At 60.5% G+C, this 11,945-nt stretch carries 9 protein-coding genes; 3 read left to right on the forward strand and 6 right to left on the reverse strand.

Annotated elements, in window-relative coordinates; translation table 11 throughout:
• Positions 1-25: 25 nt before the first annotated feature.
• The 6 genes from V6M90_RS13880 to V6M90_RS13905 all read right to left on the reverse strand — a co-directional run bounded on the left by V6M90_RS13880 (position 26) and on the right by V6M90_RS13905 (position 8,172).
• Positions 26-2,551: an acyl-CoA dehydrogenase gene (locus V6M90_RS13880; RefSeq protein WP_305427264.1), complete on the reverse strand. Its 2,526-nt coding sequence runs from the start codon at positions 2,549-2,551 to the stop codon at positions 26-28.
• 230 nt (positions 2,552-2,781) lie between these two features.
• Entirely contained in the window at positions 2,782-4,236 is a 1,455-nt protein-coding gene (locus tag V6M90_RS13885) for an outer membrane protein transport protein (RefSeq protein WP_003174353.1), read from the reverse strand.
• A 131-nt stretch (positions 4,237-4,367) separates the two neighbouring features.
• A complete protein-coding gene (praB, locus tag V6M90_RS13890; RefSeq protein ID WP_003174354.1) occupies positions 4,368-4,862 on the reverse strand; it encodes an alkane oxidation protein activator PraB in 495 nt (164 codons plus the stop codon).
• A gap of 132 nt (positions 4,863-4,994) precedes the next feature.
• Complete coding sequence (gene praA, locus V6M90_RS13895) at positions 4,995-5,489, reverse strand: alkane oxidation protein activator PraA (protein WP_003174355.1); 495 nt, start codon at positions 5,487-5,489, stop codon at positions 4,995-4,997.
• Between the two features lie 112 nt (positions 5,490-5,601).
• Positions 5,602-6,882 (reverse strand): alkane 1-monooxygenase, encoded by a 1,281-nt coding sequence (locus V6M90_RS13900; protein WP_332846689.1) that lies wholly within the window; start codon positions 6,880-6,882, stop codon positions 5,602-5,604.
• Positions 6,883-7,182: 300 nt separating this feature from the next.
• The gene (locus tag V6M90_RS13905) at positions 7,183-8,172 is read right to left on the reverse strand and encodes an alpha/beta fold hydrolase (protein ID WP_042944825.1); all 990 of its coding nucleotides are present in this window, start codon (positions 8,170-8,172) and stop codon (positions 7,183-7,185) included.
• A 275-nt stretch (positions 8,173-8,447) separates the two neighbouring features.
• On the opposite strand from V6M90_RS13905, the gene V6M90_RS13910 reads away from it, so the two are divergent.
• Genes V6M90_RS13910 through V6M90_RS13920 form a run of 3 tightly spaced genes read left to right on the forward strand, consistent with a single transcriptional unit; the run spans position 8,448 to position 11,722 of the window.
• The gene (locus V6M90_RS13910) at positions 8,448-9,977 is read left to right on the forward strand and encodes a flavin-containing monooxygenase (protein ID WP_003174358.1); all 1,530 of its coding nucleotides are present in this window, start codon (positions 8,448-8,450) and stop codon (positions 9,975-9,977) included.
• On the forward strand, positions 9,974-10,864 hold the full coding sequence (locus tag V6M90_RS13915) for an SDR family NAD(P)-dependent oxidoreductase (protein WP_042944827.1): 891 nt from the start codon (positions 9,974-9,976) through the stop codon (positions 10,862-10,864). The genes V6M90_RS13910 and V6M90_RS13915 overlap by 4 nt, the downstream gene beginning before the upstream one ends.
• Before the next feature lie 15 nt (positions 10,865-10,879).
• Positions 10,880-11,722: a metal-dependent hydrolase gene (locus tag V6M90_RS13920; protein ID WP_141063995.1), complete on the forward strand. Its 843-nt coding sequence runs from the start codon at positions 10,880-10,882 to the stop codon at positions 11,720-11,722.
• The last annotated feature ends 223 nt before the right edge of the window (positions 11,723-11,945 follow it).

The raw sequence follows: 11,945 nt of genomic DNA on the forward strand, positions 1-11,945 counted from the left end.
ATCCCACACTGACCGCGTTCCTTCTCTAATTCACCGGCGCGTTTTCGCCCTGGCTGGTACGCCGCTTGGCGACCGGTTCCAACGCCTGCTTGCGCTGCTGCAATGCCTCCAGCAAGCCAAAGTCCTGCGCAAAGTCGTCCACCTGGATCGCGTGGTCGGCGTATTGCACGTAGCGTGCGAGCAATGCCTCGTCTTCATCGCTGATCAGGTCCAGCGCCCGTGCCTTGACACGCCAGGCGGTAAACGCCGTGGTGGAGATCGGCAACGGATCGATCAGGCCCTGCTTGATGGCGGGCTTGAGCCGGGCGTCGATCAACTCGACTTGCGGCAACAAACGGAAACCCAGCTCGCCGTAAGCCAATTTGTCGATTTCCGGACGTGGGATGTAGGAATCGGCCAGCAACCGGTCGCGGGTTTCGCCCGGTATCTGCACCACCTCGGCCACCCGTGCCAGCAAATGATCCGAGGGTTTGCGCAGCGGGATGCCGAACGGAAAGGTCAGGCCGCGCACCACGCTCGCTGCAGCTTTGGAGGGATAGTTATCGAGCACTTCGGCGAGGGCTTCATGGGCACGCAGCAAAGCATCCTGCGCCGACCAGTGCACCAGCGGCAGGTCGGCCTGGGGCCGGCCGTCATCCTCGAAGCGCTTGAGTACGCAGGACAGGATGTACAACTGCGACAGCATATCGCCCAGGCGCCCGGTGATACTCTCCTTGCGCTTGAGGGCCGCGCCCAGCACGCCCATGGAAATATCCGAAAGCAGCGCCAGCACTACCGACAGCCGATTGGCCTGGCGGTAGTAGGACGCCAGCGCCGGGTCAGTCTTGGCCGGGACGGAAATCAGCCGTCCACCGGTCAGCGCGTGCACCACTGCCCGTACGGTGTTGGCCAGCGCAAAGCTCACATGGCCGAACATTGCGCTGTCGAAGTCTTCCAGCGCCTTGCGTCGGTCCGGGTTGCGCGCCGCTTCCATCTCGCGGAACACATAGGGATGGCAGCGAATCAGGCCCTGGCCAAAGATGATCAGGCAACGGGTCATGATGTTCGCGCCCTCCACCGTAATGGCGATGGGGCTTTGTTGGTAGGCACGGGCCAGGAAGTTGTTCGGGCCCATGCAGATGCCTTTGCCGGCCACGATGTCCATGCCGTCATTGACGATGATCCGCGCGCGCTCGGTGACGTGGTACTTGGCAATCGCCGAGATCACCGACGGTTTTTCACCGGCATCCAGGGAGGCCACCGAGACCTTGCGCACCGCGTCGCACGCATATAAGTGCCCGGCCATGCGCGCCAGCGGCGCCTGTACCCCTTCGAACTTGCCGATGGGCAGGCCGAACTGCTTGCGCATCGCCGCATAAGCGCTGGTGCCGCGCACTGCGACTTTGCCCAGGCCGACGTTGGCCGATGGCAGGGAGATCGCGCGACCGGCGGCCAGGCATTCCATCAGCATGCGCCAGCCCTTGCCGACCTGTTCGCGGCCGCCGATCACCCACTCCAGAGGGATAAACACGTCCTTGCCGGTGGTCGGACCGTTCTGGAACACCGCGTTGAGTGGCCAGTGGCGGCGGCCGCTGTTCACACCGGGATGGGACGTTGGGATCAAGGCGCAGGTAATACCCAGCGAGCCTGGCGCGCCGAGCAAACCGTCAGGGTCTTCGGCGCGAAACGCCAGGCCGAGCACGGTCGCGATGGGCCCCAGGGTGATGTAGCGCTTGTCCCAGGTCACACGGAAACCCAAGACCTCCTCACCCTCGTGGGTGCCTTTACACACGATGCCCAGGTCGGGAATCGCCCCGGCATCCGAGCCGGCATACGGGCTGGTCAGGGCAAAACACGGAATATCTTCGCCACGGGCCAGGCGCGGCAGGTAGTAGTTGCGCTGGGCGTCGGTGCCGTAATGCAGCAGCAATTCGGCCGGGCCCAGGGAGTTGGGCACCATCACCGAAATCGCCGCCGCCGAGCAGCGCGTCGACAGCTTCATCACCACCTGCGAATGCGCGTAGTGGGAGAAGCCTTTGCCGCCGTACTGCTTGGGAATGATCATGCCCAGCAAGCCTGCGTCCTTGGTGTACTGCCAGGCCTCGGGAGACATGTCCTGCCAGACCTGGGTCGTTTCCCAGTCGTTGGCGATGTCGCACAGGGTTTCCACTTCATTGTCGAGGAACGCTTGTTCCTCGGCGCTCAGGCTCGCCGGCGCGGCGCGCAGCAGGCGCTGCCAGTCGGGCTTGCCGCTGAACAACTCGGCATCCCACCACACGGTGCCGGACTCGATGGCCGCGCGTTCCGTCTCGGACATTGCCGGCATGATCGTACGAAACAGCCCCAAAGCCTTGCTGGTCAACAGGGTGCGGCGCAGGGGTTTGATTGTCATCAACACGGCGGGCACCACCACCAGCACGGCCGCAACGGCGATGCCGACACCCGCGACCACGTTGAACAGATAACCGATTGCCAGCCAGACCAGGCCGACGCCCAGCCACAGCGCCGCGCGCGCCTGTCGATACGCCAGGGCAATCGCTGCTGCAAAGCCCACCAATAACCAGATAATCATGGGGATACCTCTATTCGATTCAGGGTACGGCCAATACGCGGAACGCTCGTGGTGAACGGCGGCGTAAAACCACACTACAAACTGCGTAACACAAATTCAAATTTTGTTTTGAAATTTTTATTTAATGCTGGGGCGAAAAAATAGCGGCTGAACGGGTCAGCCTTGGTTCCATCGACACGTACCAGCGGGTAAAGGCATCAAGATGCGCTTGATGCCCTCCCCATCAGCGATCAGAACGCGTAGGTGGCCGACAGGCTGACGACGTCACCCGACGACTCGGCCTTGCCATTGAGGCTGGCACCGCCGAGTCGATCCACGTTCTGCGTCTTGAGCTTGACCTCTTGCACGAACTGGTGGGAATAGGCCAGGTCAACACTCAGCCCCTTGATTGCCTTCACGTCGTAACCCGCCCCCAGGGACAGGAATGTGCGGTCGCCATCCGGGATCCGTGGGTCGCGGGTCGAATTGCGCGTCGGCGTCTGGTCCAGGGCGACACCCGCGCGCAAGGTCAACTCATCGGTCACGCGGTAGTCACCGCCGAGGGAGTACATCCAGGTGTCCTTATAGTTGTAGGGAATGGACACAATGGTATTGCCGCCGGATTTGAGCGTCAGGTCTTTAAATGATGACCACTGCGTCCAGGTCACGCTGGCGCCCAGGGTGAAACGGTCGTTGAACTGGTGCACCCAGTCCAGGCCGGCCGTGGCGGGAATATCCAGTTGGACACTGGCATGTGCGCCGTCCGGGGCCAATTCCAAGCCTGGGTAGGCGGTATTCACCAAGGTGCCGCTGCCGCCAAACGGGCTGGGCTGGGTCATGAGGTTGTAGGAAAACTGATCGGCGTACATGTTGTATTTGCCGGTCATTTTGTTCTTGATCTTGGCGTGGTAATTCAAGCCAAGGGTGTCTTGCTCAGTGGGCTTCCACACGATACCGGTAAACCAGCCGGCCGAAATATTGTCGACTTTGACGCGCATCAGCGCGTCGCCGACATCCGATGGAAAATTGATCCCGCCCAGCTCTGAATCGGACACTGCGGCGGCAGACAACAAATCGACGTTCTGGCTGACGAAGCCCTTGCTGTGCTGCACGATCACGCCACCACCAATGGAAAACTGATCGTTGACCTTGAACGACAGGGAGCCGGTCAAACCTACCGTTTCGATTTTGGTGTCCACGGCAAAGTCGCGCAGTTTCGAATCCTGATCCCAGGTGGAACGCATGCCTTGGGGAACGACCTGGCTCAAGCCGAAGGCGAACCGATCGCCCAGGGGCATCACCATAAAGCCCGTCGGCAACCAGGCAGTAAACCCACCTTGCCCACCGTCGTTGTTATTGACCGTGGTGGCCGCAATATCGGGAAAACCATTGGCGTCCAATGGCGTATTGGAAATCGGGTTGCCCGCATAATCGGAGGCGTCGCCCTTGTACTTGATTTTGATACGCGCGTAGTCGACGGTAAATTGCGCAACATTGTGATCGACAAAGGCCATGGCCGCCGGGTTGTTGTATGCCGAGCTGGGGTCGTTCTTGAACAGCGAACCACCGCCGAATGCCCTTCCCCACCCTGGCGCGCCGTAGGTAGGAGTGGAAAAGCCGCCGGCGTGAGCGGGCGTGGTCACCATCGCCCCGCCTATCAACGCCAGCCCCAGCAAAACCTGCACCTGTTGTTTCTTATTATTCATGCGGCACTCCTTAGTGTTATCTCTCTGAGCCAGCCCTGCCGGTTCAACTGGCGGCCCGCGACTCATGAACTGGCGCCTGCGACAGGCGCCAGTTTTCAACGGGTGATCAACCCTTCGTCCTCACGCGCTCTTCAAGGCACGATAGTCAGCGCTGGGCTTGGGGTAACGCTCAGGCTCACCACGGTGCAACTGCCGCTCAGAGCCTGGTTGCTCGCAGTCAACACGCCGCCGCTGTAACCCACGGCGATGGTCGACGGGCCGCAATTGGAGGCTGGATACAGAATCGAGCTGGCGATGGTGTAGCCGACGTTAGTCACCGAGCCCACAGCCGCGCCAGTGGCGGTCAAGGTCCATGGCAAACCGGTGATTTTTGGCAGCGCGCACAGGCCACCACCCGTGACCGCCACGCCAGTGATCTTGGCCACACCGGTCGCATCGACATTCCCGGTAAACGTAGCACCGCAGTTAACGGTGGCCTGGAAGGAAGAAGGTGATTTCACCGAGATCGTGCCTGGCGCGGTGAAGCTGGTATTCACTGGAGAGATGCTGTACGCGTTCGCCATGGAAGCCGCACCCATGCAAACAGTCAAAGCAGTCAACGACACGAGAGTTTTAAAGCTTTTCATTGTTTTTCCTCACATGTAATGGCGAGTCATTCGCCGGGGGTAATGGCCATGAACGAGAGGTCACGGTGAAACTGCAGAACTTCCCTTTCCAGCCAAATCTCAATTCAATTACCGCTGCACACATGGCGTGCGTTATTCGACAACTTTAAAAGTCGGCGGCATCTTGATCGACACCGTCTTGATCTTGCAGTCTTCGCCAATCGGTACATTGGCCGCTTCCAACTTGCCGGTGGCGTTGTCCCAGGTGCCATCGGCCGTCGAGGGCCCGCATTTACCACCGAGACCGAAGGCATGAACATCCACGCTGATCTTCGACATGGAGCCGCTTTTCGTATCCTTGGCGACCAGTACCCACGGCAAGTTGATGGCTTCGACCCGGCTGCACTTGAGGCCGCCGTCAAATTCAACTTTTTCGACATTCACCGAAGAGCCATCAGCCGCAACATTGCCCGCCACCTTGATGGTGCAATCGGCGCTGATCAGCGCGCCCTTGGAAAAACTGATGGGCCCCTGGGCCGTAAAGGCGCTGCCGGCCGGTTCGATGCGGGCGGCCTGGGCCTGGTGATAGGCAACCAGGCCCAGTGCGGCCAGCACGATATGGGCAGTGAACTTGGCGGGTGTGTGCATGGTGTACGTCCTTCCCATTCATTATTGTTGTTCGGGTCAAACCAGTTTCTCGGGGCGATAACAGCCAGCGCGGTATTCAAGCCCCGCGTCTGCAACTAACGTGTTACTTCGTTTAGAACGGCTTGGCGCTGTTGCTGTACTTCTCCAGATACTTCAAACGCTGTGACGGCTGGAGATTGGTCAGGGTGATATCCCCGGCATAGTGATTGATGACTCGATGATCCATTCGACGTCGCCACAAGTACGGTACATAGGCCCAGACAATCATGCTTGCGTAACCGTAGGGCAGTTGCGGCGATTCATCGAAGTGGCGCAACGACTGATAACTGCGTGTCGGGTTGGCATGGTGATCGGAGTGCCGTTGCAACTGGAACAGAAAGATATTGGTGACAATACGATTACTGTTCCAGGAGTGCCGTGGCGAACAGCGCTCATAACGACCGTTGGGCAACTTCTGGCGTTTAAGGCCGTAGTGCTCGACGTAGTTCACCACTTCCAGCAACGAGAAGCCGTAGATGCCCTGGATGACCAGAAACGGAATGACCGCCGCGCCCAGCCAGGCAATCATCGCGCCCCACAACACCACGCTGTACATCCAGGCACTGAGCACGCCGTTCTTCCAGTGCCACACCGGCAGGCCGAGTTTGCGCAGGCGTTCGCGCTCCAGGTTCCAGGCCGACTGTGCGCTGAACCACACCGAGCGCGGCAGGAACGCCCAGAAACTCTCACCCAGGCGCGAACTGGCCGGATCTTCCGGGGTGGCGACACGTACGTGATGGCCACGGTTGTGCTCGGTGTAGAAATGCCCGTAGAACGTCGGGGCCAGGGTGACTTTGGCCAGGAACACTTCCAGCGCGTTGGGCTTGTGCCCCAGTTCATGGGCGGTGTTGATGGCGATGCCGGTGGCGGCGCCCGTCGACATGGCCATGCCCAGGTAGGTGAACCAGCCTGGCGCGCCATGCAGTTGAGCGCGGGCAGTGATGTAACTGGCCGCATGAGACAGCCAATGGGAGGGATCGAGACCGGCACTGGCCTGCACCAACCCGCCCTGGATGATCCATTCGATGCCGCCGGCGGCCAGCCAACCGGTGATCACCACCGATGAGATGACCAACAGCACGCCGGTGTAGACGATCCAGCGGTAGTAGCGTTGGGATTCAAGGTGACCTACGGCGGATTCGGGCGGGTTGCTCACGTCTTCGCCGAGCAGGCCGTCGATCAAGGGGATGAGACCGAAGATCACCAGTACGCCCACCCACCACAACGACTGGATGCCGGTGCTGATCGCCAGGGCGCCGGACAATAGCGGCGTGGCCAGCGGCATGATGCCCAGCCACCACAGGTGACGCTTGCCGTCGGCCCACACGGTGGGTGCTGCCAGCGTCGGGTTCATGACAGCCTCCGGATAAGGCAAGCGGCCAGGGAAGACAGATTCAGGGAGCACTGGGCACCCCGAAAAATCAACCATGCGATAAAAGACGTTTTTTTCATTTTTATTCGCTCTTAGGCATTTCAAAAATCATTTCAAAATAAATATTGAAATATTTTTTTAAATAAATAGCGCGGAACCGTTAGGTCGTCAACTATTTTTTCGAGCCCTTTCGGACGTGACCGGGCAGTCTCTTTTTCAACCCCTGGGCCAGCCGTCTAGAGCAAGTGTTTCAGACCGTGCGACCGGCAACGAATGTGAGGTTTATTGGTTCGAGAGGGCAAAAGGCGGGTGCAGGATCGTGGCGTTCTGCACCGACTGTGCACGCTTGGCCACCTGTTGAACCGCTTCAACGACACACGCCGTGGCGGTGATGGGCAGCATGTGACCGCGCCCTTGCACCAGTTGCAGCTTGAGGCCCGGGACCTTGTCGGCGAGGGCCTGGCCGTGCCTCCTAAAGTCCAGCACCGTATCCTGCGCGCCATACACCAGACCGATGGGCAAGCGCAGCTGCGGGTAGCGCTCGACCAGGCGTGGCAGGTGATCGTTGACCAGCGCTATCTCACTGGAGGCGGCATAGAAGTTGGCGGGACGCATACCCAGCAGCCCACCGCCACGGGTGGCGAAATCGTCCGGGGCCGGGTCCGGCGCGAACACGCCCTTGACCACTGAACGCCTTGTCAGCAGACCTATCGGAACGGTCAAGGTGTGAGCGACCCAGCGACGCAGCCACGCCGGTCTCACCGCCAGCGACCAGAACACCACGGGCAACATGGGTTGGGGGTGGGTCAGCGGGGCCACCAGGACCAGGCCGGACACCGCCTCGGGATGATCAAGGGCCAACGCCAGGGCGATCGCCCCACCCAGGGAATGCCCCAACACCAGCGGTTTATCCAGGCCCAACGTGCTGATCAAAGCTGCGATTTGCCGCGCCTGGGCCGGCAGGTCCGCAGCGGTGCCTTTGTGGCGCGTGGAATAACCTGACCCCGGTCGGTCGAGGGTGATGACGCGAAAATGCTCGCGCAACTGGCCGGACAAGGCATAGGTCAGGTTGCGACTGCTGCCCATCAACCCGTGGATCATGACCACCGGCGGTCCGTCGCCCTCCTCGTAATAATGAAAGCGCTCGCCATCCACGTCGACAAAGCGCCCGGTGCTCGGCACCGCCGCTTCAATACGCCGCGTCATCCACGTACTGAAGCCCCACAACAGCGCGCTTGCGCCCGCCGCAGCGGCAATCCATTCCACAGCCATAGCTCGGTCCTCTGCTTCCCTGCGGCTGGTCACCCGACCGGAATTGATCGGGGCCACAGCCATCGCCCATTCCCTGGCCCCGAACCCGTACATGAGGTGCTCGTCCGTCGGACAAGACCTACAGAAGACATACGGCCCTAGCGTAAGCGATATTTTCAGGTAGATTATTTAAAATCTTTTTTAAAATAATTAATTCAATTTTCCTTTGCAATGGTGTTTTATCCGAAAGACAAAACAAAAACAGGAGCACATCCGATGCCCACGAAGGACAGCCTATGAATGCCCACAATGATTTGATCGACATCGCCATCATCGGCTCAGGCTTTGCCGGCCTGTGCATGGCCATCCAACTCAAACAGGCCGGGTTTACCGACTTTTTTATCGCCGAGCAGGCCGATAGCCTGGGCGGTACCTGGCGAGACAACCACTACCCCGGCTGCGCCTGCGACGTGCAGTCCCATGTGTATTCGTTTTCCTTTGCACCCAACCCGGAGTGGACACGCCAGTTCGCACCGCAGGCGGAAATCCGCGCCTACCTGGAGCAATGCGCCACGCGCTTCGGGTTGGCGCCCTACCTGCGTTTCGGCATGGGCCTGCAGCGTGCGGTGTTCGATGAGTCGCAGCAGCGCTGGCAGTTGAGCTTCGGCGACGGTCGCCAGGTGAGTGCGCGGGTACTGGTGTCCGGCATGGGCGGCCTGTCGCGTCCGGCGTTGCCGGATATTCCAGGGCTGGACAGCTTCAAGGGCAAGGCCTTCCACTCCCAGCAGTGGGACCACGACTACGTCCTGAAGGGCAAACGCGTGGCGGTGATCGGCAGCGGTGCCAGCGCCATTCAGTTTGTGCCGCAGATCGCACCGCAGGTGGCGCACCTGGATCTGTTCCAACGCACGCCGCCGTGGATCATGCCCAAGCCCGACCGGCGGATTTCCAGCACCGAACGCTGGCTGTTCAAGCACCTGCCCTTTACCCAACGCCTGGTCCGCAGCGCCTTTTACTGGGCGCTGGAAGGCCGCGTGGTGGGCTTTGCACTGAACCCACGGCTGATGAAAATGGTGCAGAAAGTCGCCCTGCGCCACCTGCATAAGCAGGTGGCACGTCCTTCCCTGCGCAAGACGCTGACGCCGAACTACACCCTCGGCTGCAAGCGCGTGCTGATCTCCAACGACTACTACCCGGCGTTGTCGCGCAGTAATGTCGAAGTGGTCAGCGACCGCGTGCTGCGTGTCGAAGCCGACGGCGTGATCACCGCCGACGGTATCAAGCACCCGGCCGATTGCCTGATCTTCGGCACCGGCTTCCAGGCCACCGACCCCCTGCCCCGCGACTGCATCATCGGCCGCGGCGGCGTCGACCTGATGGACAACTGGCGCGAGGGTGCCCACGCCTACAAGGGCACCACCGTGCCGGGCTATCCCAACCTGTTCCTGATCATCGGGCCCAACACCGGCCTGGGGCACAATTCGATGATTCTGATGATCGAGGCCCAGGTCACCTACATCCTAGACGCGCTCAAGCAGATGCAGCGCCATCGCATCGCCACGGTGGACGTCAAACCCACGGTGGAAAGCGCCTATAACCGCGACCTGCAGGACAAGCTCAAGCGCACCATCTGGAACACCGGCGGCTGCCAGAGCTGGTACCTGGACCCACGCACCGGCAAGAACACCACCCTGTGGCCGGGTTCGACCTGGCGCTTCAAACAACTCACCCGTCAATTTGCACTCAAGGACTATGTGGTCGACCTGCTGCCAGCCACCCCACCGCTGGCGTCCCCCCACCTCCGTGCAGAAGGGAGCCTGACATGAAGACATTCAACGGTCGCGTGGCGGCCATTACCGGCGCGGCATCCGGCATGGGTCGTGCGTTGGCCCTGGCGCTCGCGCGGGAAGGTTGCCACCTGGCATTGGCCGACAAGAACGCTCAGGGTCTGGCTCAGACCCTGGACTTGATCAAGACTTCAACCCTGTCACCCGTGTTGGTCACCACCCAGGTGCTTGACGTGTCGGACCGCCAGGCCATGTACGCGTGGGCCGCGCGCTGCATGGCCGAACATGGCGAGGTCAACCTGGTGTTCAACAATGCCGGGGTGGCGCTGTCCAGTACCGTGGAAGGCGTGGACTATGCCGATCTGGAATGGATTGTCGGCATCAACTTCTGGGGCGTGGTGCATGGCACCAAGGCGTTCCTGCCGTACCTGAAGGCCAGCGGCGACGGCCATGTGATCAACACCTCCAGCGTGTTCGGCCTGTTCGCGCAACCCGGCATGAGCGGCTACAACGCCACCAAGTTCGCGGTGCGCGGGTTCACCGAGGCGCTGCGCCAGGAGCTCGACCTGCAACGCTGCGGCGTCTCGGCCACGTGCGTGCACCCCGGCGGCATTCGCACCGATATCTGCCGCAGCAGCCGGATCGACGCCAACATGACCGGTTTCCTGATCCACAGCGAACAACAGGCCCGTGCCGATTTCGAAAAGCTGTTTATCACCGACGCCGACGAGGCCGCAAAAGTAATCCTGCATGGCGTGCGCAAAAATAAACGCCGCGTGCTGATCGGCCGCGACGCCTACTTCCTCGACCTGCTCGCCCGCTGCCTGCCGTCGGCCTATCAAGCGCTGGTGGTGTTCGCCAGCAAGCGCATGGCCCCCAAAGCCCGCACGCCGGTATTCGAAACCAACGACGAGCCCCGCCTCTGAACAGGAGCACACCCCATGCTACCCATCCGTCGCGATATCCGCTTTGCCCTGCCCGCCGAGCGCATCACCAACTGGCACGAACAGGGCCCGTTCATCACGCATTTTTTCAACGCTTTGTCACTGCTGTTTCCCCAGGGCGAACTGTTCTTCATGGACAGCGTGCGCCACTATCGCCAGCGCATCGACGACCCGCAATTGAAAAAACAAATCCAGGGTTTCATCGGCCAGGAGGCCATGCACAGCCGTGAACACGTAGCCTACAACGACCTGCTCCAAGCGGCGGGCCTGCCGGCGCACACCCTGGATCGCCGACTGAAATTCATCCTCGACCTGCAAAAAAAACACGTCGCACCGTCGTTCAATCTGGCGATCACCATTGCCCTTGAACACTACACGGCGATGCTGGCCGAGATCCTGCTGAGCGACCCGTCACGCTTCGGCAATTCGCTCAAGGGTTATCAGCAAATGTGGTATTGGCATGCCCTCGAAGAAACCGAGCACAAGGCTGTGGCGTTTGATGTGTGGAACCGCGTGATCAAGCCCGGCCCCATGCGCTATCTGCTGCGAACCGGGGCCATGCTCACTACGACGGTATTTTTCTGGCTGGTGGTGCTGGATTTCCACATGCGCCTGTTGGTTGCTGACCGCAAGTCGGGCGGACATCTCAAAGGTTTCTGGCGCATGCTGAAGTTTCTTTACGGCCCCAAGGGAGTGTTCCCACGGATGCTTAGGCCATGGCTGCACTACTTCAAGCCGGGTTTCCATCCGTGGGACCACGACAACCGCGCGCGCCTGGCGGGTATCGACAGGTTGGTCGAGGAGATCGAGCAGACTCGGCGCGGCTACCAATCGGCTTAGTTTTTTCGACGAAGCGTTTTTTCATTTTTTTGCAGCCACATCAATTAGTTAGCCACTGAGTAAGTGCCATTCAAATCCGTCCCCTTTTCGATGGTCCCCTTTTCGATGCTGAGCATTAAACCCCACTGATAAGAAACCCGCCGAGACAGGCTGTGTGAAAACACACTGATGGTGGTTCCAGCAAACGCCCCGACTTGTTCGGGGCGTTTGCGTTTGTGCTCAC

Source organism: Pseudomonas lactucae (genome assembly GCF_036688725.1).
Taxonomy (GTDB): domain Bacteria; phylum Pseudomonadota; class Gammaproteobacteria; order Pseudomonadales; family Pseudomonadaceae; genus Aquipseudomonas; species Aquipseudomonas lactucae.

Excerpts from the sequence above, each read along its gene's own strand:
- V6M90_RS13880 (WP_305427264.1), bottom strand. The coding sequence starts at position 2,551 with ATGATTATCTGGTTATTGGTGGGCTTTGCAGCAGCGATTGCCCTGGCG.
- V6M90_RS13885 (WP_003174353.1), bottom strand. The coding sequence starts at position 4,236 with ATGAATAATAAGAAACAACAGGTGCAGGTTTTGCTGGGGCTGGCGTTG.
- praB (WP_003174354.1), bottom strand. The coding sequence starts at position 4,862 with ATGAAAAGCTTTAAAACTCTCGTGTCGTTGACTGCTTTGACTGTTTGC.
- praA (WP_003174355.1), bottom strand. The coding sequence starts at position 5,489 with ATGCACACACCCGCCAAGTTCACTGCCCATATCGTGCTGGCCGCACTG.
- V6M90_RS13900 (WP_332846689.1), bottom strand. The coding sequence starts at position 6,882 with ATGAACCCGACGCTGGCAGCACCCACCGTGTGGGCCGACGGCAAGCGT.
- V6M90_RS13905 (WP_042944825.1), bottom strand. The coding sequence starts at position 8,172 with ATGGCTGTGGAATGGATTGCCGCTGCGGCGGGCGCAAGCGCGCTGTTG.
- V6M90_RS13910 (WP_003174358.1), top strand. The coding sequence starts at position 8,448 with ATGAATGCCCACAATGATTTGATCGACATCGCCATCATCGGCTCAGGC.
- V6M90_RS13915 (WP_042944827.1), top strand. The coding sequence starts at position 9,974 with ATGAAGACATTCAACGGTCGCGTGGCGGCCATTACCGGCGCGGCATCC.
- V6M90_RS13920 (WP_141063995.1), top strand. The coding sequence starts at position 10,880 with ATGCTACCCATCCGTCGCGATATCCGCTTTGCCCTGCCCGCCGAGCGC.